Below are 20,390 nucleotides of genomic sequence, written 5' to 3'. Positions count from 1 at the left end.
CTTGTGGTACTGCTTAACGGCGCGAGGCGGTCAACATGCCGCCGCGCGTTCCAAATAAAACTGAAATAAAGAATATGGCACTGGCGCTAAGCACGATGGCCGGGCCAGCAGGCAGCGAGGCGTAATATGACCACTCAAGGCCAACAATGCTGCTGATCACCCCAATCACCATGGCGCTTAAAATGGTGTGTGGCAGGTCTCGCGCCCAGAAGCGCGCACTCGCCGCAGGCAACATCATCAGGCCGACGGACATCAGCGTGCCGAGGATTTGGAACCCCGCGACCAGATTAACTACCACCAGTGCCAAGAATATCCCGTGGATCGCCGCCAGCCATTTGCCTGCGCTAACGCGCAAGAACAGTGAGTCAAATGACTCAATCACCAGCGCGCGATACACCGCGGCCAGCACTAAGACGGATACGGAGGTGATAATACCGACCATGACGATCGACGGAGAATCAATGGCCAAAATCGAGCCAAACAGCACGTGTAGAAGATCGACACTTGAGCCGCGCAGGGAGACTAGCGTGACGCCCAAGGCGAGCGATCCCAAATAGAAACCGGCAAAGCTGGCATCTTCTTTTAACTGCGTTCGGCGGCTCACCAAGCCTGATAGCATGGCGACGGCCAAACCCGCGATAAAACCGCCGACGCCCATGGCGACCAGCGACATGCCGGAAATCAGATAGCCAATAGCCGCACCGGGCAAAACGGCGTGGGATAAGGCGTCGCCCACCAGACTCATCCGGCGCAGTAACAGAAAAACGCCGAGCGGCGTGGCGCTGATGGAGAGCGCCAAACAGGCAATCAGCGCGCGGCGCATAAAACCAAATTCAATAAAAGGATCGGCAATTAGGTGGAATAACATCATCAAGCAGTAATCCCAGCGGCAAGGGTAAAGGTGTCGTTGGAGACACAGGCGTGGGTCGGATTGGGGAAATGGCTCAGGACGTGATCGGTGGTCCCCCAAATATTACGCTGTGCGCTGAGGTATAAAACGTGCGGAAAATGGCGCGCAACCATGGAAATATCGTGCAGCACGGCAATCACCGTACGCCCTTCCTGGTGCCACTGGGCAATCACCTTCAACAGCAGCTCGGTGGTTTGGCTGTCGATGCCGGTGAAAGGCTCATCGAGCATGATCAGCGGGGCTTGTTGGATCAGCAATCGAGCGAATAAAGTGCGTTGCAGCTGGCCGCCAGACAACTCGCCAACCAGCAAGTGCGCCATGGATGTCATTCCCACGGTTTCCAGAGCCTGTTCCACCCGTTCGCCGGAGCGGCGATTAATTCCGCCAAACAGGCCACTTTGCGGCCAGCAGCCCATCGCCACCAGATCAAACACGCTAATAGGGAATGCGCGATCCAGCTCTGCCTGCTGCGGTAAATAAGCCAAGCGCGGGCGGGAAGCAGGCTTGCCTGCCGCATTAAAAGATAAATTGCCGGAAATGGCGGGCTGAAGTCCCGCCAGCGTTTTGAGAAAGGTAGACTTTCCTGCGCCATTAGCACCGATCACGGCGGTGAGCGAACCTTCGCTAAAATTGCCCTCGATGGGCATCGCGACGGCGCGTCGGTCATAGCCGACTTTAAGTTGTGAGACAGAAATCATGGCAGCGAAATAGCCCAATAGATACCGCCCCACAATAGGGCCAGTAAAATGGCAGCAGCCCCGCAACGGGTCACGGCGGAGAGTGTAAATAATGTCTTGTTCATCGATAAACCTCATGAATGTTACAATATAACATCACATGACGTTCAACTATTCAAGCCGTAAAGTTGTAATCTTTCGTGTCTTGCTAGCCATTAATAAGATTCAAATCTTCACTCTTTTTTTATTTATCTCTGGCTTAATTTTAACGTAAGGAAAAAGTAATTAAATATTAACCATTCATAAAAAACTGAAAAATCATATAGATAACTCTTCCTTGTTAGGCAAGAATTTTGCCATTGCGTGGGCAAATCTCGCCAAAACGTGCGATAATAGAGGAAGACTATTTCACGTGGGGAACGAGGTGAAAAAATTAATCCCTTATGAAATCGATGGGAACAAAGTTTCAACCGAGTATTTGCAAAAGATTATTGAACTCAATCTCTCACAAATAGAAACAGATTTAGTTGGGGATTTGAGTTATTACTCCGAAAATTCTCAATATACGCCTGACACTTTGAAGATTATCTCTATCACAGTTATCGGTAATGATCAGTATTCGATGAGTTATGGATTCAAATGGACTATCTTCAACGCCTGCCTTGACATTAACGCAGATGAGTTCACCACTGAGCGCGTGTCATTTAAAGTTAAAGGCCACGGGCTTGAATTTGATATTATTGATACTGAACGTTCGACTTCCGCTGAAGAACTGTAATTTTAAGTAATGCACTGGTGCATAATTGCCAAAATGAATTATATTTAAATCGTAATGTTTTGAATAAATCTTATCCCCAACATTTATTGAAGAAAGTGTTTATTATTGCTAAATCTCATCTATATTTTAGGTTTAGTTCATAGAGTTCTGTTGTAAGTGATGTACCCGGAAACCACCAAGTTTTGTTGTTTACTCACAGAGTGTTGTCAACACCGAATAAGCCATTACGGAGGGGATGATATGGATGAGTACTCGCCTAAGCGACACGATATAGCGCAGCTGCGGTTCCTGAATGAAAGTCTGTACGATGAAGGGATAGCTACGCTGGGGGATAGCCACCACGGTTGGGTCAACGACCCTACTTCCGCGGTAAACCTGCAACTTAATGAACTGATCGAGCACATCGCTTCGTTTGTGATGAGTTTTAAAATAAAATACCCGGATGATACCCCTCTGACCGATTTGGTTGAGGAGTACCTGGACGATACCTACACCCTCTTCAGTAATTACGGAATAAACGATTCTGACTTACGTCAATGGCAAAAGACCAAAAAACGATTATTCAGAATGTTCTCAGGTGAGTATGTCTGTACCCTGATGAAAACTTAAGTAATACTTTAACCAACACCAGCAGTAATTTAGATAAATAATGAAAAGGTCATGATGAACAAAATCGACTATTTGATGCGTTTGAGAAAATGCACCACTATTGACACTCTTGAACGCGTTATTGAGAAAAATAAGTACGAGCTTTCCGACGACGAACTGGAGTTGTTTTACTCTGCGGCCGACCATCGCCTGGCAGAATTAACAATGAATAAGCTTTACGACAAAGTTCCTGTCGCCGTCTGGAAATTCGTCCGGTAACGTTTCCATACATGACTTCATAGGGCCGTATTTAACCGCGGCCCTATGGTTATTATTCAGACAAAACATTCACTTCCTTTATCAGTTCCAATTATTGAAACTCTTTATTCCCTTTCTTAATCCTTTCTAAAAAAGCCTGTAATAGAAACTGAAAACACTGTTCTGTTTGCGCCGAACGCAAAGGGGCGGGTTTTCGCATCATCGCCACGGTTCGGCTTAAGGTCGGTTGCTGTAAATGGACCACCTTTAATTCTTCATCATTCAGCGTTGCGGTATATAACTCAGGCAAAATAGCCAGTGCCAGCCGCGATCGGACTAACCCATAGAGGGTTTCCTGAAAATCCACCCGGTAATTGATACTCAGGTTCAATTTATGGCTTTCCACCAGCGACGCCACCAATCGGCTGACATTGCCTTTTAGAAAAAGCGCTATCGGTCTTTTGGCCAACTGCCGCCACGGAAGATTGTGCGTTTCTGCTAATAGATCATCCTTGCGCATCACCACCACAAAAGGGTCTTCCAGCAGGGGATAGACCGTCAGGCTGTCCGGCACCGTGCTGTCAGTGGCACCGATACCAAAGTCCAGAGAACCGTTTTCAAGTTCCACCAGCAGGGCGTCATTGGTCAAATCGTGAAACTCAACGCGCATGGCCGGAAAATGTTCGGAAAGCAACTGCGGAACGGCGGGAAAGAGAAGCGTACTGACGGAAGGGACCAGCCCAATTCTCAACGTGCCGTCACCGCCCTGCTCCATAATCTGCTGCATATCGTCAAACGCGCTGTGAGCGGCGTTCAGCAAACGCTGGGCATGGGGCAAAATGGCAATGCCTTCCTCGGTGAGCGTCACCGCCTGCGCGGTTCGGTTTACCAGCTTCCCGCCTAAAACTGACTCAATTTGGCGCAGCGCGCTGCTCAACGCCGGCTGGCTGATAGCCAAGCGATTGGCTGTTTCGGTAAAACTGCGCAGCTGGGCCAGCGTGACAAAATATTGTATCTGTTTGAGGGATAAAGCAGGCAATCGACGCCAGGGTTCAGACATAGTTTCCCGTGTTCCAGTCAAAAGAAAGTAAACGTTTGCTCAGCATAACCCCATCTTATAACCCGATAAAATAAATCATCTGTCCAAAGCTCTTCACGCTGCCTACATTAGCGCAATGACTTGCCGATATTGGATACTCCTATGACTGTTTCTTCTCCCGCGATCGCCCTGCGCCAGCGCGCCGTACAAGCCGCTTTAGGCAAAATTCCCTTCGACCGCTTACTGCGCAATGCGCGCGTCATCGACATGGTGACAGGAGAGATCCGCGACGCCGACGTCGGGCTAGTCGGCCATATGATCGCCAGCGTGCACCCCTGCGGCGAGTTTTTGCAGACAGAAAATGTCGATGACCTTGCCGGAGCGCTGCTCTCTCCCGGTTTTATCGACACCCACGTGCATATAGAAAGCTCCCACCTGCCGCCGGAGCGTTACGCCGAGATCGTAGTCGCTCAAGGCACTACCACGGTTTTCTGGGATCCGCATGAATTAGCCAACGTGCTCGGCGTAGACGGCGTGCGTTATGCTGTTGAATCCAGCCGTGACCTGCCTTTGCGGGTGATTTGCGCCGCGCCGTCTAGCGTGCCTTCTACTCCGGGTCTGGAAATGTCCGGGGCCGATTTCAAAGGGCGTGAAATGCAAACCATGCTGAGCTGGCCGGAAGTCGCGGGCGTGGCGGAAGTGATGGATATGCACGGCGTGCTCAACGCCAGCGAGCGCATGATTGAAATCCTCGAAGCTGGCCTGAGCAGCGGTAAACTGATTGAAGGGCACGCGCGCGGCTTGAAAGGTGCCGGGCTGCAAGCCTACCTCGCCGCCGGGATCACTTCTGACCATGAGTTGACCTCCGCCGAAGACGCGCTGGAGAAACTGCGGGCTGGCCTGACGCTGCAAATTCGCGGCTCGCACCCATATCTACTGCCAGAAATCGTCGCGGCACTGAAAACCCTGCCGCACCTCTCTTCGCAAATCACCCTCTGCACGGATGACGTCCCGCCCGATTTCCTGTTGGAAAAAGGCGGCCTGATCGCCCTGATTAAACTACTGATATCCCACGGCTTGCCTGCTGAAGACGTGCTGCGCATGGCGACTTTCAACGCGGCGATCCGCATGCAGCGTGCTGATTTAGGGCTGATTGCCGCCGGACGCACGGCGGATATGATTGTGTTCGACTCGCTGGAGTCGCTCAATCCTTTAGCCGTTTACGTGAGCGGGCAGAAAGTGGCGCAAGACGGCAAGCTGCTGTTCAGTCCGAAAAAAGCCACCGGCGTGACGCCGCCGCGCGACACCATGCATATCTCCAGTCTGTCGGCAGGCGACTTTGTGCTGCGCATTCCCGGTCTGAAAAATGGCAAAGCTCGCCTGAGAAACATCAAAGGCGCGCGCTTCACCCAGTGGAGCGAAGTGGTGGTTAACGTGCGCGACGGCGAGGTGCAGATCCCTGACGGCTTCAGCCTGATTTGGGTCAAGCATCGCCATGGCCGCCATCACGCCGCGCCGCGCATGGCGCTGCTGGAAGGCTGGGGTGAACTGCGCGGGGCCATTGCCACCTCCTACTCCCACGACTCGCATAATCTGGTGGTGCTGGGCCGAAATCCTGCGGATATGGTGCTGGCAGCTAATCAGCTGATAGCTAGCGGCGGCGGCATGGCGCTGAGCCAAAATGAACAGCTGCTGGCCCACGTGGCGATGCCAATCGCCGGGATGCTTTCTGATTTACCGGCCGACGAGCTGGCGGCGCAGTTCAAAAACCTGCGAGATCTGAGTTCCAAAGTCGCCGACTGGGAGCCGCCTTATCGCGTTTTCAAAGCCATCGAAGGCACCTGTTTGGCCTGCAACGCCGGTCCCCATCTGACTGATTTAGGTCTGACCGATGGCGGGTTAAGAGAAATAGTCGACCCGATCCTCGAAATGTGGGAAGACGAGATTTAGCCGTACTGCAACACAGTGATAGCAACCGCAACATCATAAAAAACATAAAGTTTCAGGGGATTTCCAACATGAGTGACAGTTCTGTTAAACAGGCCGCTGCGCCAGCCGGAGAAAGCTGGTTACAGCGTCGTTTTAAACTACAGCAGCGCGGCACCCGAGCTAAAACTGAGTGTCTGGCGGGCATTACTGGCTTCTTAGCCGCCGCCTATTTATTGATTGTCATCCCAAGCCTGCTGGCCGCAGGCGGCATCGATAAAGGCGCGGCCACCACCGGCGTCATTATCGTTTTTGTATTGGGAAGCTTGCTGATGGCGTTCTATGCCAACCTGCCGTTTATGGTCGGGCCGGGCATCGGCGGTTCAGTGTTAGTCGGCATTACGCTGGCCGGGGACGGCATCAGCTGGCCCATCGCGCTGGGCATCGCCTGCTGGTCGGGCATCGTGTTTTTCGTAATGACGGTGCTGGGTCTGCGCGAAGTGGTTACTCGCTCCGTTCCGCAATCCATCAAGCTTGGCTTAACGGCGTCGATTGGTATTTTTGTGGCTTTATTGGGTTTCCGCAATGCCGGTTTGGTGGCCGCGACGGTGAAAACCAACGCTTTAGCCTTGGGTGACTTCACCGCGCCGGGCGCCATTATCGCCCTGCTCGGCCTGTTGGTAGCAGTCGCTCTTCAGGCGCGAAAAATCCCCGGCGCGCTGCTGTGGGCCATTCTTTTCGCTACGCTGATTGGCATTCCTTTTGGCGTCACCCACCTGCCGCAGCAGTGGTTCTCCCTGCCGCACTCCGTCGGGCCGCTGCTGGGTAAAGTCGATTTGATGGGCGCGATTAATATCGCCTTCCTGCCCTTCCTGTTTATCTTCTTCGCGTCTGAGTTTTTCTCCACCATGGGTACCACGCTGGCCGTTGGCGGCGAGGCCGGGTTGCTCGACGAGCAAGGCAACATGCCTAACATTAATCGTCCATTCGTGGTTGACTCTATTGCGGCGGCACTCGGGCCCATTGTCGGCATCCCTGCTGCAACGGCGCTGATTGAATCCTCAGCCGCCGCCGAAGCTGGAGGCAAAACTGGCCTGACGGCGCTGACCGCGGCCTTGATGTTCCTGCTGATGCTGCTGTTTACGCCGATTGCGCTGATGATCCCCAAAGAGGCGACGGCACCGGCATTAATTCTGATTGGTTTGAACATGTTCAGCGGGCTGCGCAAAGTCGATTTGGGCAACTTTACTGATGGCCTGCCAGTTCTGATGATGGTGATGATCACCCTGATTTCAAACAGCTTCGGCACGGGGATCGCCGGTGGCCTGCTGTTCTATGTGATCATCAAAGTCGTGGCCGGGAAAGCCCGTGAAGTGCCGATTGGCCTGTATATTTTGGCTGTCCCTTTGGCGTACTACTTCGCGACCTTAGTCCACCACTGACGGCGGCAGGGATCCCTCATCAGGGCACGTTCATCGTGCCCTTTTTTATGCCTATAAAAAGCATAAAAACCAAAATACTGTTGTAGAAATTCAACATATCGCCCTAAGATGAAACACCATATATAGCTATTAATAGATATATGGAATACTACATATTTGATTATTTACCACATGGATAGGTGAAAAACATGACACGCAACGATAAACAATCCTCGAAAACCGTCGCACGCCTCGCATCAGAAACGCTTAACAACCCCAAGGCAACTGATCTAGAAAAAAGCCTCGCGGGTTCGGTGCTTTCACAGGCCAGCTCTAAAAACCAAACCGGTGCCGAGATGGAAGCTATCGCATCCAAAGCCTTAAAAAGCGCCTCCTCAAGCGAGGTCGCCAAAACGCTGGCCGGCTCAGTGATTGCTCAAGCCAATAAAGCACGCTAAGACCTAAAGCTGGGCTGAGCCCCAGCTTTTTTTGCACGACAAATCCCGCCAATAACTCAGCGATAAGTGAATAAAGTTAGGGAATCAATACTAAGTAGGGAGTGAGCGAAAAACGCGGAAGGCCTGAAATGGTGGAGGCCCTGCCAGCTACATCCCGGCACACACGACACCTGCCATGGCTGCTTCCTTCCGGACCTGACCGAGTTAACAAGTTAGTGTTGCGGGAGAACCAACAGGGCCTCCATTGTCGTTGTTGGCTTCGCGACTCATTGCTGAATAATCGAAGCGGTGGGCATTATCAGTGATGGCCGTGGCAATTGCAAGTTAACCGCCGACGACCGTTGTTTTCTTATACAACCACGCCTGATACCTCGTTTATCCAGCAGCAGTTTGCGGCATAATGGCAATGCAACCCACAAGGAGCCAACCATGTCGGAGACAGATAACTTTCGCCATCGCGTCCTACAGATCATCGCCGCCATCCCCTACGGCCAAGTGACAACTTATGGCAATGTCGCCCAGTTGGCCGGGTCGCCGCGCGCTGCGAGACAGGTCGGCGGCGTGCTGCGCAAATTGCCCGAGGGCAGCACCCTGCCTTGGCACCGGGTGATTAATCGCCACGGCGAAATTTCCCAGCAAGGGGAGGATTTTAAGCGCCAGCGTCAGGCCCTGCTCGAAGAAGGCATTATGTTCGAAGGCGGGCAGATTGATCTGGAAAAATATGGCTGGAAATGGTGAATCCTGGTCATAAAAAAACACCGCCTGGGCGGTGTTTTTCTTTTGCTCGACTGACTCGGTATTAATTAACTATTAATACATTGGCTGAGTCGGGGCTGGAGCACCTGGCGCACCTGGAGGAGTTTCAAGACCCGGTTGGTTAGGGTTGCTTTCTGGCCCTAATCCGGTTGGCTTGGTCGTCACAGGCACTGAGGCTACTGGGACTAACTGCAAGTCAGCTTTGGTACCCTGACCGCGGTTAACCACTTCTTTGATGCTATCCGTAATGAAGGCCAAATGACCATTCACCGTCACCGCCGCACTCAAGATAACGCGTGCGTTTGGCGGGACATCCTGCGGATTGTAAGGCAGGATAAAGGTAAATGGAGCCTGTTTCCCACCAGTGCGTGCCACTTTCTGCGCGATAACGCGTGAAGGCGCATCAGCCAGAGAAGCATCAGACATAGTTACCGTCAACACAGCATCAGGTGGCAAGGCCACGCGCTGTGAGATGTTAACCGTACCCGACACGTTTGGCCCGGTGATAGCTGGCCCGGACGGACTCGCCGACGTATTGGCGGGTGCTTCCTGTGCTGGTGCTGGGTGCGATGCACAACCGGCCAGTGTGAGAGACAGCGCGGTTCCACCTACAATCTGCCAAAGTTTCATTGATCGTTCTCCTTTTTATTATTCGCTTGTCGACAAGCTCAAATAAACGCCGACTATGAGTAGTGGCTTTAACCACCTTGCGCATTAATCATGGCACAAAAAACTGACCTTTTCCTGTCGCTGACCAAAATCAGCTTCTGAGCCATGCTTTTATCCACTATTATGAATGAGATACCCCATCGTTCCTGATGCTGCACATTGATTTATCAGAGTTTTCCGAGGCGGCAAAAGGCTAACTTTCATGAGGCCACCTATGAGTCAGGCACTAAAAAAATTACTGGATCTGCTAGATCTGGAAAAAATCGAAGAAGGGTTGTTTCGTGGCCAAAGTGAAGATCTTGGCTTGCGTCAGGTCTTTGGCGGGCAGGTAGTTGGGCAGGCTCTCTACGCTGCCAAGCAAACCGTGCCTAGCGACCGTGGTATTCACTCTTTCCACAGCTATTTTTTACGCCCCGGCGACAGCAGCAAGCCGATTATTTATGACGTCGAAATCCTGCGCGACGGCAACAGCTTCAGCGCCCGCCGCGTAAAAGCCGTCCAGCACGGTAAGCCGATCTTCTATATGACCGCCTCATTCCAGAGCCATGAAGAGGGCTTCGAGCATCAGAACACCATGCCGGACGTGCCGCCGCCGGAGTCCTTAATCTCCGAATCGGATATCGCCAAGAGCCTTGCTCACCTGATCCCTGAGAAAGTGCGCGACAAGTTTATCGGCCAGAAACCGATCGAAATGCGCCCGGTGAAGTTCCACAATCCGCTAAAAGGCAGTAAAGAAGAGCCACACCGCGCGGTATGGTTTAAAGCCAACGGCGAGATGCCGGATGACCTGCGCGTGCATCAGTATCTGCTGGGTTATGCCTCGGACTTCAACTTCCTGCCCACGGCTCTTCAGCCGCACGGCGTCGGCTTCCTTGAGCCGGGCATGCAAGTGGCCACCATTGACCACTCCATGTGGTTCCACCGTCCGTTCAAGCTGGACGATTGGCTGCTGTATGCCGTTGAGAGCTCTTCGGCATCGGGCGCGCGCGGCTTTGTGCGCGGGCAGTTCTACACTCGCGAAGGCGTGCTGATTGCCACTACCGTGCAAGAGGGTGTGATTCGCCAGCGCGAAATCCCTTAAGTCGGGTTGAAACTGCATCGAAAATACATAAAAAAGGGGCGATATCTCTATCGCCCCTTTTTGCTTTCATCATTATCCGTTAAGTCTTTATCAGCACGCCGGATAGGTTGTTGTGTTTGCTTTTTATTATGTTTCTGTCGAACAGAATTTAGCGCACTACTTTCTTTGAAATCAGACGCTTAACCAATTATTGGTTGTAAGCGTTTTCGCCGTGGCTGTTTACGTCCAGACCTTCGCGCTCTTGTTCTTCAGGAACGCGCAGGCCAACCAGCACGTCTGCCACTTTGTAAGCAATGAAGGCAACCACGCCAGACCAAATCAGGGTCACGCCCACGCTCAGCAGCTGGATCCACACTTGGTGACCCATGGTCACGCCTTCTGCATAACCCACGCCGCCCAGAGAGCTGGATGAGAACACGCCAGTCAGGATACAGCCAACAATGCCGCACACGCCGTGAACGCCAAACACGTCACAGGTGTCATCAACCTTGAGCCAATGTTTCAGCGTAACCACGCCCCACAGGCCAGCAACGCCGCCTACCAGACCGATAATCAATGCACCGCCAACGCCTACGGTACCGCACGCCGGGGTGATAGCGACCAGACCCGCGATAGCACCGGAACTTGCGCCCAGCAGTGAAGGTTTGCCGCGCACCATCCACTCAACCAGCGTCCAAGACAGGATTGCACCCGCGGTCGCCATAACAGTGTTGAGGAAGGCCAAGGCTGCGATAGAGCTTGCTGCGCTGGCAGAACCGGCGTTGAAGCCGAACCAGCCAACATACAGAATTGATGCGCCAGTGAAGACCATTGGCAGGTTGTGCGGTTTGAAGGCTTCTTTGCCGAAACCAGCACGTTTGCCCACCATGTATGCGCCCACCAAGCCAGCAACCGCGGCGTTGATGTGAACAACTGTACCGCCCGCGAAGTCCAGCGCGCCGTCAGCCGCCAAGAAACCGCCCGCCCAAACCATGTGTGCGATTGGCAGGTAAGAGAAAGTCAGCCAAATCACGGTGAAAATCAGTACCGCGGAGAAGCGAACGCGCTCTGCCAGTCCGCCAACCACCAGCGCCACGGTAATACAGGCGAAGGAACATTGGAACGCAACGTGAATCAGCTGTGAGAAGGTGCCGGTAACAGAGTCAAGACCGATGCCTTTCAGCATAGCGTTGCTGAAGCCACCAAACACGGCGTTACCTTCGCTGAACGCGACGCTGTAGCCATAAAGCATCCACAGTACGCAAACCAGCGCGAAGGTCACGATGACCTGAGTCAGCATAGACAAGACGTTTTTGGAACGCAGCAAGCCGCCGTAAAACAGCGCCACGCCCGGAACCGTCATGAACAGTACCAGCGCGGTACAGATCATCATGAAGGCGTTATCTGCGCCGTTAGCCACCGCAGGTGCAGCAGCCATGGCAATCGATGGCAACAGGGCAGTTGCACCGAGCCCCATCATCGCGAGAAGTTTTTTCATTGTTAACCCACCCCGTTTCTCAAAGACTGCAAATTGTGATTTAAAGTAATAAGGCTGAAATTACAGTGCTGCTTCGTCGGTTTCGCCGGTACGGATGCGAATAACGCGTTGCAGTTCAGCAACAAAAATTTTGCCATCGCCGATCTTACCGGTGTAGGCCGCTTTGCTAATCACGTCGATCACTTCATCAAGCTGATCGTCGGCGATCGCAATATCGATTTTTACTTTTGGCAGGAAGTTAACGCTGTACTCCGCGCCGCGATATAACTCTGCGTGTCCTTTCTGGCGGCCAAACCCTTTGACTTCCGTCACGGTCAGGCCCTGAATTCCTACAGCTGACAGTGCTTCACGCACGTCTTCCAACTTAAAAGGTTTGATCACCACAGTAACCAGCTTCATGTTGCCACTCCTCGAATTAAGAGCCTGCCGCGAGAGGACTCTCGCCGATACGCAATGGATAAAGCAAAGGCTGTGCCAGAGTTGTTTAAGAGCTGAGATCTGGCGTTTTGTGGCTTAAAGGCGGGATTTCGGAATAGTCGCAGCAGGTGCGAGGCTCAAAATGGTGCAAATAGCCCAGCCCATCGCGCACTGTTTAAGTGCGCGACGCTATTTTTCAGTGCAAGGGAAATTTGACCTAAAGAAAGGCTGCATGAAGTTGGTGCAACGCTAAAGGGCAAGGCTTGGGAAACAGGAGAGAAAAGAAGCGCGGTGACCGGAGGGCGTCAGGTCACCGCGAGAGGCTTAGCCGTTTTCAGCGACTGGCTGCTCGTGTTGCGAAGAGGCGAGCTCCTCGCCCACCAGCTGCAACTGATACATTTGATAATAACGGCCTTTTTCGGCTAACAGCTGGAGATGGTTACCCTGCTCTACCGCCTGCCCACGATGCAGCACCAGAATGTTATCGGCATCGACAATGGTGGAAAGACGGTGGGCGATGACTACCAGCGTGGTCTGCTGGCGAATAGCCCGCAGCGCGCGCTGAATCGCCTGTTCTGTGCCGGAGTCGATGTTGGCGGTTGCCTCGTCAAGGATCAAAATTTCTGGCGCTTGCACCAGAACGCGCGCCATGGCCAGCAACTGCTTCTGCCCGACCGACAGATTATTCCCCTGCTCGCCGAGACGGGTGTTGATGCCATCCGGCATTGCGCGGATCAGCGGCGCGAGTTGCACCACTTCAAGTGCGTGCCACACCTGTTCTTCATCAATGTCACGGCCCAAAGTAACGTTGGCAAAAACCGACTCCGCCAGTACTACGGGGTCCTGTTGCACCATGGCGATGCCTTTACGCAGGCTGGTATGGGAAAGCTCGGACAGCGGGCGGCCGTCCACGCGGATCTCCCCCTGATTCACCGGGTAGTAGCCCATCAGCAGGTTGGCTAAGGTGCTTTTACCACTACCGGTGTGGCCAACCAGCGCCGCAAAGCCGCGCGACGGCACCTGCAGGGAGATATTCTCCAGCACCCATTTGTCCGGGCGATAGGCGAAGCTGACATTACGAATATCAATCTCGCCGCTGCACAGCGGCTTGTCATCGCTGCCGTACTGCTGCTGGGTGCGATCCATCAAATCAAAAATGCGCTCCCCGGCCACCACGGCTTGCTGGTAGATAGACTGCTGCGAGGTCAGCGCAATTAACGGCTCGTTTAAACGCCCGAGGTAGTTAATGAAGGCGTAAAGCACGCCGACGCCAATCGTCCCTTCGGCGCTGAAGCCGAATAACAGCAGCAGGCCGCAGAGGATCAGCGAGGCAAACAGGCTCAACAGCGGGCGCAGCAGAAAGCCTTCCAGCCGCAGCGTCTGCATGCGCGCCGCGTAGTGGGACTGGCTGGCATTGGTCAAACGCTGCCCGAAACGCTTCTGCTGGCGGAACTGTTGAATAACGCCCATGCCGTTAATGACTTCGTTAAAACCGTCATTAATATCAGCCAGATAGCTGCGAACGCGTCTCACCACCGGCGTACTGTACACCTGATAGATAGCCATCACGATAAACACTGCCGGGAAGATGCAGGCAGAGATGGTCGCCAGCCGCCAGTCGAGGCTAAACATGGCAATCAGCATGGCGCCAATCAGCGCCACGCTGCGCAGCACGGTGGATACCACGGTGACGTACAGGTCGCGGATCACCTCGGTGTCGTTGGTGACGCGGGAGATCAACTGCCCTACCGGCTGGGTGTCGAAAGCGCTGAGAGGCTGGCGCAGCGCGGCGTCCATCACGTCGGTGCGCAGCTTCTGTACCACGCCCACCGCGGCGCGGTTGAACAGCAGCGCCTGATAGTAATGCAGGCCGGCGGCGAGGAATTGCAGCACGATAAAGCTTATCGCCAGCAGGCTGACCATGCCCAGCGGCAACTGGCCCTTCGCCACATAGTTATCAATAAAGTAGCTGATGAGGATCGGCCCGAGCACTTCGGCGCCCGCCGCCACCCACAGCATCAACACGGCTATCGACAGGGGTTTGCTGTAAGGCTTGCCGTAGCTCAATAGCCTTTTGAGCGTCGGCCAGCTTTTCTGAATTTTAATCATGTTTTATGTCAACCAAACTCGGGGGTTGTTGATCCACAGGAAGCTGATCCACTGGAAGGTCATCCGCCGGAACATCGTCCAGCGCAGCCTCTAACTGCTGATAGCGATACATATCGCGATACCAGCCGGGCCTTGAGGAGAGCTGCTCGTGGTTGCCGCGTTCGGCCACGGTGCCATTGCTGAACACCAGAATTTCGCTGGCATCCACCAGCGCTGACAGGCGATGGGCGCTGATGATCACCGTGCGGTCGCTGCCCCAGGTCCGCAAGTTATGCAGAATTTGGTGCTCGGTGCGACCATCGACGGCGGAAAGCGCATCGTCCAAAATCAGGATTTCAGCCTGAAGCAGCAAGGCGCGGGCAATGGAAATACGCTGCTTCTGGCCACCGGAGAGCATCACGCCGCGCTCGCCGACTTCCGTTTCGTAGCCCTGCGGCAGGCGCAGGATATCTTCATGGACGCTGGCTAACCGCGCGGCCTCTTCAATCTCCTGCTGGGTGGCATCAGGGCGGCCGAGCGCGATGTTCTGCGCGACGGTATCGGAGAATAAGAATGGCGTCTGGCTGACCACCGCCATGCGCCCGCGCCAGTCGTCCAGCTGGATTTCTGGCAGTGGCAGGCCGTGGAACTGAATGTCACCCTGCGTGATGTCGAACTGGCGCTGAATCAAAGCCAGCAAGGTGCTTTTGCCTGAACCCGTCGGGCCGCAGAGGCCCAGCATCTGGCCCGGCTTGAGCACAAAGTCCACGGCGTGCAGCGCAGGCTGGCTGTTCTCTGGATAGTGGAAATCATCAATCTTCACCTCCAGCGTGCCACGCCCGGCAGGCAGAGGCGTTTTGCCATCCACCACGCTCGGCGCTTCCTGTAACAGGCTGCGAATACGGCTATAGGCGGCACTTCCGCGCTCAACGATGTTGAACATCCACGCCAGCGCCAGCATGGGCCAAATCATCAGGCCAAGGTACATCACGAAACTGGTGAGCTGGCCGAGCGTCAGGTGGTCATTGACCACCATCCAGCTGCCGCCGCCAATCGCCAGCATGTTAGCCATGCCGATGGCGACATAGATCGTCGGGTCAAAACGGGCATCCACGCGCGCGACGTGCATGTTCTTCACGCCGGTATCTGCGGCGACATCGGCAAACTGCGAAGACTGGTGATTCTCAAGGCCGAAGGCTTTGATCATGCGAATACTGGTCAGGCTCTCTTGCGCCTGATCGTTGAGGGAAGAGAACGCGGCCTGCGCGGTTTTAAACCGCTGATGCAACTGGTCGCCGTAGCGTTTGATCACAATCGCCATAATAGGCATCGGCACCAGCGACAGCAGCGTCAGCTCCCAGCTGATTTGCGTCGCCATGACGATCAACACCGCCAGCCCCATCACCAGCGAGTCCACCAGCGTCAGCACCCCTTCACCGGCGGCAAACACCACGCGGTCGACGTCATTGGTGGCGCGAGCGATCAGGTCACCGGTGCGATGGCGCAGATAAAACGCCGGATGCTGACGACTCAGCTGTTTGAAGAAATTCTGCCGTAGCTCCACCGCCAGCTGATAAGAGGCACCGAACAGCAGCACGCGCCAGACGTAGCGCAGCAGGTAAACCAAAATAGCAGTGCCCAGCATCAGACCCAACCAGGCGAATAACACGCCGGAAGTCATCTGTTTAGAGGTCACGCCATCAATAACAATACCGACCAATTTCGGCGGCAGCAGTTGCAAAATAGCGATAATGATCAGCAATGCAACGGCCCCGAGGTAACGTCGCCATTCGCGGCGGAAATACCAACCCAGTTGAGCAAACAGTCTCACGCAGATTTATCCATATTCTTAAGATTTTTATTATCAAGCAGCGGCAAGAATACCATCCTTAACATGCCAGACAGATGAAACTTTTTTCGAGCTGGCCTTCACGGCTTGCCAGTTCAAGAGCTGGTTACAGCGGCAGCTCGGTGGTGGATTTAATCCGCTCCATCGCGAAACTCGAGGTCACGTCGATCAATCCCGGCACACCGTTTACCAGACGTTTGTAAAAGCTGTCGTAGCTTTTCATGTCGGCCACCTGCACTTGCAGCAAATAGTCGTACTCCCCCGCCATGCGATAAAAGCCCAACACTTCGGGTAATGCTGCCACTTGACCGACAAAATGTTGGTACCAATCGCTGCTGTGGTGCTGAGTTTTTATCAGCACGAAGGCCGTGAGATCCAGCCCCAGCTTCTCGTTATCCAGCAACGCCACCCGGCCACGAATAATGCCCTCATCCTCGAGGCGCTTCAGACGCTTCCAACAAGGCGTGGTGGTCAGGTTCACCGCCTCAGCCAACACATTGATGGACTGGGTGCAGTCCTGTTGCAGCATCGACAGCAGCTTGCGGTCAATTTTATCTACCAAGTCGCCTCCTGAGAGAAAATCATTCTCTTTAGGTCTTCATTTATGGGCTAAAGAGTAACTTATTTCTCTGCACAATGCGTTAATCTAAGCGCAATCAACATCTCTTTGCCGACGGACTTCATCATGACTAATGCTTGGGTAAACCACGCCATAAAAGAAATCGACGCCGACTTCCAGCGCTCAGCCGATACCCACTTAATGCGCCTGAGCCTCAGCGATTTCCCCGGCATCGCGCTCTATCTGAAAGATGAAAGCACCCATCCGTCGGGCAGCCTGAAGCACCGTCTGGCCCGCTCGCTGTTCCTTTACGGGCTGTGCAACGGCTGGATCCGCGAAAATACGCCGATCATTGAAGCCTCTTCAGGCAGTACCGCCATTTCCGAAGCCTATTTTGCACGTTTACTCGGCCTACCCTTTATCGCAGTTATGCCATCCTGCACCGCGCCGCGTAAAATTCAGCAAATTGAGTTCTACGGCGGGCGCTGTCACTTCGTAGAAAATTCCAGCCAGATCTACGCTGCCTCCGAGCAGCTGGCGCGCGAAATGAACGGTCACTATATGGATCAATTCACCTATGCCGAGCGAGCCACCGACTGGCGCGGCAACAACAATATTGCCGACAGCATCTTCCGCCAGATGTCGCTGGAACCTAACCCGGTGCCGCGTTATCTGGTGATGAGCGCCGGGACCGGCGGCACCTCGGCCACGCTCGGCCGCTATATTCGCTATCAGGGCTACGACACCGAACTGGTGGTAGTTGACCCGGAAAACTCAGTTTTCTACGACTATTACCAGCAGCGCGACCCGAGCGTCACCGCGCAGTGCAGCAGTAAGATTGAAGGCATTGGCCGACCGCGTGCCGAGCCGTCTTTCATTCCGAGCGTTATCGACAGCATGATGCGCGTGCCCGACGCCGCCAGCGTGGCGACCGTGCAATGGCTGGAAGTGGTGCTGGGTCGCAAAGTCGGCGGTTCAACCGGCACCAACGTCTGGGGCGCGCTGCAATTGGCGAAACAGATGCGCGAGAAAGGCGAAACCGGCTCCATCGTCACCCTGCTGTGCGACAGCGGCGAGCGCTACCTGAATACCTATTTCGATCCGGAATGGGTGGCGGCGAATATCGGCGATATCAGCCACTACAGCGCGCAGCTGGCGGGCATCCGCTAAGACTGCTCAAAAGTGAAAAGGCGACCTGAGGTCGCCTTTTTTGCATCAATGTTTTGTGGATCAAAGTTCTGTGTATCAGGCTATTAACGCTCTTCCAATGGATAGCTGCGGAAGCTCCACAACCCCATGGTTTTCAGCGCATCGCGGTAAATCCCCTGCTTATCGCCCTGAGAAACGCTTTGCATCTCAGCCAGCGGCTTGTCGATGGCGGCCACCGAAACATACTTAATGTCACGCGGGCCGGTTTCCCAACTGGCGATGGTGAACAGAGCCTGCGAGCGGCGCACGTGGCTGCCAGAGCTGACAATCACGGCATTCTTGATGCGGTGTTTAGCCAAGGCGTAACGGCTGAACAGCGCGTTTTCCACCGTCGAGCGAGCGAAGTTGTCCTGATAGATGCGTTTACTGTCCACGCCCTTCTCCACCAGCCACTGCGCCATCAGTTTACCTTCGGTTTGATGGTTCTGCGGCACGCCGCCGGTGACCACGATCATCGCGTCAGGCAGCTGTTTAGCCAGCTCCAGCGTTTTCTCCAGACGCTGAATCAGGATTTTATTCATCGAGCCATCTGGGTCCAGCGCGTAGCCCAGCGTCACAATCGCCGTCGGCCCGGTGAAGGATTTGGCTTCGTCAGCAGGCAGATGGTCGCGCAGCGGCATGGTGGTGACGTGGTCAATTACCGCGAACACTTTCTTCAGTTGGTCCACGCGACCCGGATTCAGCTGCTGCAATGCGGCGAGCTGGGCGTCGGTTCCGGCAGTGTCACCTTTGAAACGATCCCAAGCCGCGATGTAGCTGTGGGCGTCAACGTCGTCCGGCGCGATCTCCAGAATCTGTTTGTACAGCTCAAGGGCTTTATCCACGTTGTTATTGTAGATGTACGCGCTGGCGGTGCTGAACAGCAGATCGGCACGGTAAGGCTCTAACTTACTGGCCTGTTGCAGCCTGTCGGCGACAATTTCCATATTGGTTGGCAGCTTGCCAGTAAAGCCAGCGTCGGACACGCGCGCCGGAGATTTAAACGCCGTCAGCGCATCTTGAATCAGAAAATCAACGGTTTGGCGTTCGGAAATATATTGTTGATAATCAGCCTGTGGCTGAACGGTATCGATGGCCCTGGCGGACACGTTGGCAGAAATCAAAAAAGCTAAAGCAAGAGCAACGCGGGTTACTCGTGGAGTAGTGATCATTATTTTATCCTTAAAAGGTTAACTACCTGTCTGGACTATAAATAAAAGCGAAAATAAGAAAAAGACGCGTGGCGGAGAATGGGCGAACTATATGAAAGTCATATGACAGTTTTGTGACACATGCCCGTTAGACAGAAAAAAGCCGGGACAGATAGCCCGGCTGGCTGAAATAACCTTAATATTCGGGGGAATAGGTGAGGTGTGGTGAATGCAGCCAATGTTGTAAAAAGTGGGACACCGCCTGATGTTGGCAATGTCCAATAACTTGTAAGTGTGGAGCCTGCTGTTTGAGGACCGGCAGGGCGTTGCCCATTACCAGCCCCATACCCACGCTTTCCAGCATTTCGCGGTCATTCATGGCGTCGCCGAAGGCCATGCACTCGGCCATTTCGATATCCAATTGCTGGGTGAGAAACGCCAAGGCGCTCCCTTTATTGCTCCCAGCTGGCATGATGTCCAGACAGTCCGCCGCCGAAAAGCATAAATCAATGCGTCCGCCAAAGTGGCTTTCCAACTGTGGCACCAGTTGCAGCAGGACGTCGTGCGGTGCGCAGAAGCAGACTTTGCTGTTGCCGCTGATAGGCAGTTCGGCAAAGTTGCACAGCTGATAGCGGAATCCGCTGAACTCATGGGGGATCAGCAACTTAGGGTCGTCGAGGTCGGTAAACCAACCTTCATCACGGAAAACGTGGCGACTGGCCGGGGTATCCCATTGGGTTCTCAGCAGTTCTTCGGCGCAGTCGTCGGGTAAATCACTGGCGTAAAGGCGATCGCCGTGCAGATTGTGGATGCGCGTGCCGTTGCCGGTAATGAGATAACCCTCCAGGCCGAGATTCGCCAGAATGTCTTTCATCTCAAGGTAGTGACGCCCGGTTGCAAAAGTCAGCGTCATGGGCTTCTCAGCCAGCTGAGCCAGCGTGGCCAGTGTCTTTTCACCTAAACGGTGATCAGGCATTAACAGCGTGCCGTCCATATCAAATGCAGCCAAACGAAACATAACACCTCGCGATTATCCCACCGGGCAGGATGAACAATTTCAGCCGCCTTGGTGTGGAAAGTAAGCAAACTGAGTATGCAAC

General features: G+C 54.0%; 20 protein-coding genes and 1 other RNA gene. 9 read left to right on the top strand and 12 right to left on the bottom strand.

The window, feature by feature from the left end:
- Positions 1-13: 13 nt before the first annotated feature.
- Both ACT3RR_RS15180 and ACT3RR_RS15175 read right to left on the bottom strand, forming a co-directional pair.
- Positions 14-871, bottom strand: coding sequence for a metal ABC transporter permease (locus ACT3RR_RS15180; RefSeq protein WP_353503051.1), 858 nt, complete (start codon positions 869-871; stop codon positions 14-16).
- The gene (locus tag ACT3RR_RS15175; protein WP_496200601.1) at positions 871-1,608 is read right to left on the bottom strand and encodes a metal ABC transporter ATP-binding protein; all 738 of its coding nucleotides are present in this window, start codon (positions 1,606-1,608) and stop codon (positions 871-873) included. The genes ACT3RR_RS15180 and ACT3RR_RS15175 overlap by 1 nt, the downstream gene beginning before the upstream one ends.
- A 403-nt stretch (positions 1,609-2,011) precedes the next feature.
- Between ACT3RR_RS15175 and ACT3RR_RS15170 the strand changes: the two genes are divergently transcribed.
- The 3 genes from ACT3RR_RS15170 to ACT3RR_RS15160 all read left to right on the top strand — a co-directional run bounded on the left by ACT3RR_RS15170 (position 2,012) and on the right by ACT3RR_RS15160 (position 3,232).
- Positions 2,012-2,365 (top strand): hypothetical protein, encoded by a 354-nt coding sequence (locus ACT3RR_RS15170; protein ID WP_496200600.1) that lies wholly within the window; start codon positions 2,012-2,014, stop codon positions 2,363-2,365.
- Between the two features lie 240 nt (positions 2,366-2,605).
- A complete protein-coding gene (gene tomB, locus ACT3RR_RS15165) occupies positions 2,606-2,974 on the top strand; it encodes an Hha toxicity modulator TomB (RefSeq protein WP_353503054.1) in 369 nt (122 codons plus the stop codon).
- 54 nt (positions 2,975-3,028) lie between these two features.
- On the top strand, positions 3,029-3,232 hold the full coding sequence (locus ACT3RR_RS15160; protein WP_034792706.1) for an HHA domain-containing protein: 204 nt from the start codon (positions 3,029-3,031) through the stop codon (positions 3,230-3,232).
- A 91-nt stretch (positions 3,233-3,323) separates the two neighbouring features.
- Here ACT3RR_RS15160 and ACT3RR_RS15155 read toward each other — a convergent pair whose 3' ends face one another.
- The gene (locus ACT3RR_RS15155) at positions 3,324-4,271 is read right to left on the bottom strand and encodes a LysR family transcriptional regulator (protein ID WP_496200599.1); all 948 of its coding nucleotides are present in this window, start codon (positions 4,269-4,271) and stop codon (positions 3,324-3,326) included.
- 141 nt (positions 4,272-4,412) lie between these two features.
- Between ACT3RR_RS15155 and ACT3RR_RS15150 the strand changes: the two genes are divergently transcribed.
- The 3 genes from ACT3RR_RS15150 to ACT3RR_RS15140 all read left to right on the top strand — a co-directional run bounded on the left by ACT3RR_RS15150 (position 4,413) and on the right by ACT3RR_RS15140 (position 8,055).
- The gene (locus tag ACT3RR_RS15150; RefSeq protein WP_496200598.1) at positions 4,413-6,200 is read left to right on the top strand and encodes an adenine deaminase; all 1,788 of its coding nucleotides are present in this window, start codon (positions 4,413-4,415) and stop codon (positions 6,198-6,200) included.
- 68 nt (positions 6,201-6,268) lie between these two features.
- Positions 6,269-7,618 (top strand): NCS2 family permease, encoded by a 1,350-nt coding sequence (locus tag ACT3RR_RS15145; RefSeq protein ID WP_496200597.1) that lies wholly within the window; start codon positions 6,269-6,271, stop codon positions 7,616-7,618.
- 188 nt (positions 7,619-7,806) lie between these two features.
- A complete protein-coding gene (locus tag ACT3RR_RS15140) occupies positions 7,807-8,055 on the top strand; it encodes a hypothetical protein (protein ID WP_185689413.1) in 249 nt (82 codons plus the stop codon).
- 138 nt (positions 8,056-8,193) lie between these two features.
- On the opposite strand, the gene ffs is transcribed toward ACT3RR_RS15140, so the two are convergent.
- Positions 8,194-8,290: signal recognition particle sRNA small type (gene ffs, locus ACT3RR_RS15135), an RNA gene on the bottom strand.
- Positions 8,291-8,484: 194 nt separating this feature from the next.
- Here ffs and ACT3RR_RS15130 point away from each other — a divergent pair.
- On the top strand, positions 8,485-8,793 hold the full coding sequence (locus tag ACT3RR_RS15130) for an MGMT family protein (RefSeq protein WP_154145597.1): 309 nt from the start codon (positions 8,485-8,487) through the stop codon (positions 8,791-8,793).
- Between the two features lie 72 nt (positions 8,794-8,865).
- Here ACT3RR_RS15130 and ACT3RR_RS15125 read toward each other — a convergent pair whose 3' ends face one another.
- Positions 8,866-9,441 carry a YbaY family lipoprotein gene (locus tag ACT3RR_RS15125; RefSeq protein WP_496200596.1) on the bottom strand — a complete coding sequence of 192 codons (576 nt, stop codon included), beginning with the start codon at positions 9,439-9,441 and terminating at the stop codon, positions 8,866-8,868.
- Between the two features lie 253 nt (positions 9,442-9,694).
- On the opposite strand from ACT3RR_RS15125, the gene tesB reads away from it, so the two are divergent.
- A complete protein-coding gene (tesB, locus tag ACT3RR_RS15120; protein ID WP_485903578.1) occupies positions 9,695-10,561 on the top strand; it encodes an acyl-CoA thioesterase II in 867 nt (288 codons plus the stop codon).
- A 187-nt stretch (positions 10,562-10,748) separates the two neighbouring features.
- On the opposite strand, the gene amtB is transcribed toward tesB, so the two are convergent.
- The 5 genes from amtB to ACT3RR_RS15095 form a co-directional block, all read right to left on the bottom strand.
- Complete coding sequence (amtB, locus tag ACT3RR_RS15115) at positions 10,749-12,038, bottom strand: ammonium transporter AmtB (protein ID WP_496200595.1); 1,290 nt, start codon at positions 12,036-12,038, stop codon at positions 10,749-10,751.
- A gap of 60 nt (positions 12,039-12,098) precedes the next feature.
- Positions 12,099-12,437, bottom strand: coding sequence for a P-II family nitrogen regulator (glnK, locus tag ACT3RR_RS15110; RefSeq protein ID WP_009639071.1), 339 nt, complete (start codon positions 12,435-12,437; stop codon positions 12,099-12,101).
- A gap of 342 nt (positions 12,438-12,779) precedes the next feature.
- Complete coding sequence (locus ACT3RR_RS15105) at positions 12,780-14,564, bottom strand: SmdB family multidrug efflux ABC transporter permease/ATP-binding protein (protein WP_100937471.1); 1,785 nt, start codon at positions 14,562-14,564, stop codon at positions 12,780-12,782.
- Positions 14,557-16,374 carry a SmdA family multidrug ABC transporter permease/ATP-binding protein gene (locus tag ACT3RR_RS15100; RefSeq protein ID WP_496200594.1) on the bottom strand — a complete coding sequence of 606 codons (1,818 nt, stop codon included), beginning with the start codon at positions 16,372-16,374 and terminating at the stop codon, positions 14,557-14,559. Before ACT3RR_RS15100 ends, ACT3RR_RS15105 begins: the two co-directional genes overlap by 8 nt.
- Before the next feature lie 124 nt (positions 16,375-16,498).
- Positions 16,499-16,954, bottom strand: coding sequence for an Lrp/AsnC family transcriptional regulator (locus ACT3RR_RS15095; RefSeq protein WP_496200593.1), 456 nt, complete (start codon positions 16,952-16,954; stop codon positions 16,499-16,501).
- A 123-nt stretch (positions 16,955-17,077) separates the two neighbouring features.
- Here ACT3RR_RS15095 and ACT3RR_RS15090 point away from each other — a divergent pair, with 123 nt between their 5' ends.
- A complete protein-coding gene (locus ACT3RR_RS15090) occupies positions 17,078-18,121 on the top strand; it encodes a PLP-dependent cysteine synthase family protein (protein WP_034792364.1) in 1,044 nt (347 codons plus the stop codon).
- Positions 18,122-18,204: 83 nt separating this feature from the next.
- Here the strand turns inward: ACT3RR_RS15090 and ACT3RR_RS15085 are convergent, their stop codons facing one another.
- Both ACT3RR_RS15085 and cof read right to left on the bottom strand, forming a co-directional pair.
- Positions 18,205-19,311, bottom strand: a complete 1,107-nt coding sequence (locus ACT3RR_RS15085) for an ElyC/SanA/YdcF family protein (protein ID WP_496200592.1) — start codon at positions 19,309-19,311, stop codon at positions 18,205-18,207.
- 175 nt (positions 19,312-19,486) lie between these two features.
- A complete protein-coding gene (gene cof, locus ACT3RR_RS15080) occupies positions 19,487-20,308 on the bottom strand; it encodes an HMP-PP phosphatase (RefSeq protein WP_353503066.1) in 822 nt (273 codons plus the stop codon).
- Between the last annotated feature and the right edge of the window lie 82 nt (positions 20,309-20,390).

This window comes from Ewingella sp. AOP8-B2-18, from assembly GCF_052376015.1.
In the GTDB taxonomy this organism is placed as follows: domain Bacteria; phylum Pseudomonadota; class Gammaproteobacteria; order Enterobacterales; family Enterobacteriaceae; genus Ewingella; species Ewingella allii.
Note: the sequence above shows the minus strand (reverse complement) of the source record. Positions and strands in the feature narration are given on the sequence as shown.

What these genes read in the sequence shown, in the direction of transcription:
- ACT3RR_RS15155 (WP_496200599.1), bottom strand. Translation starts at nt 4,271, where the DNA reads ATGTCTGAACCCTGGCGTCGATTGCCTGCTTTATCCCTCAAACAGATA.
- tomB (WP_353503054.1), top strand. Translation starts at nt 2,606, where the DNA reads ATGGATGAGTACTCGCCTAAGCGACACGATATAGCGCAGCTGCGGTTC.
- ACT3RR_RS15085 (WP_496200592.1), bottom strand. Translation starts at nt 19,311, where the DNA reads ATGATCACTACTCCACGAGTAACCCGCGTTGCTCTTGCTTTAGCTTTT.
- ACT3RR_RS15145 (WP_496200597.1), top strand. Translation starts at nt 6,269, where the DNA reads ATGAGTGACAGTTCTGTTAAACAGGCCGCTGCGCCAGCCGGAGAAAGC.
- ACT3RR_RS15140 (WP_185689413.1), top strand. Translation starts at nt 7,807, where the DNA reads ATGACACGCAACGATAAACAATCCTCGAAAACCGTCGCACGCCTCGCA.
- ACT3RR_RS15125 (WP_496200596.1), bottom strand. Translation starts at nt 9,441, where the DNA reads ATGAAACTTTGGCAGATTGTAGGTGGAACCGCGCTGTCTCTCACACTG.
- ACT3RR_RS15160 (WP_034792706.1), top strand. Translation starts at nt 3,029, where the DNA reads ATGAACAAAATCGACTATTTGATGCGTTTGAGAAAATGCACCACTATT.
- ACT3RR_RS15090 (WP_034792364.1), top strand. Translation starts at nt 17,078, where the DNA reads ATGACTAATGCTTGGGTAAACCACGCCATAAAAGAAATCGACGCCGAC.
- glnK (WP_009639071.1), bottom strand. Translation starts at nt 12,437, where the DNA reads ATGAAGCTGGTTACTGTGGTGATCAAACCTTTTAAGTTGGAAGACGTG.
- ACT3RR_RS15150 (WP_496200598.1), top strand. Translation starts at nt 4,413, where the DNA reads ATGACTGTTTCTTCTCCCGCGATCGCCCTGCGCCAGCGCGCCGTACAA.
- ACT3RR_RS15105 (WP_100937471.1), bottom strand. Translation starts at nt 14,564, where the DNA reads ATGATTAAAATTCAGAAAAGCTGGCCGACGCTCAAAAGGCTATTGAGC.
- ACT3RR_RS15130 (WP_154145597.1), top strand. Translation starts at nt 8,485, where the DNA reads ATGTCGGAGACAGATAACTTTCGCCATCGCGTCCTACAGATCATCGCC.
- ACT3RR_RS15180 (WP_353503051.1), bottom strand. Translation starts at nt 871, where the DNA reads ATGATGTTATTCCACCTAATTGCCGATCCTTTTATTGAATTTGGTTTT.
- ACT3RR_RS15175 (WP_496200601.1), bottom strand. Translation starts at nt 1,608, where the DNA reads ATGATTTCTGTCTCACAACTTAAAGTCGGCTATGACCGACGCGCCGTC.
- cof (WP_353503066.1), bottom strand. Translation starts at nt 20,308, where the DNA reads ATGTTTCGTTTGGCTGCATTTGATATGGACGGCACGCTGTTAATGCCT.
- tesB (WP_485903578.1), top strand. Translation starts at nt 9,695, where the DNA reads ATGAGTCAGGCACTAAAAAAATTACTGGATCTGCTAGATCTGGAAAAA.
- amtB (WP_496200595.1), bottom strand. Translation starts at nt 12,038, where the DNA reads ATGAAAAAACTTCTCGCGATGATGGGGCTCGGTGCAACTGCCCTGTTG.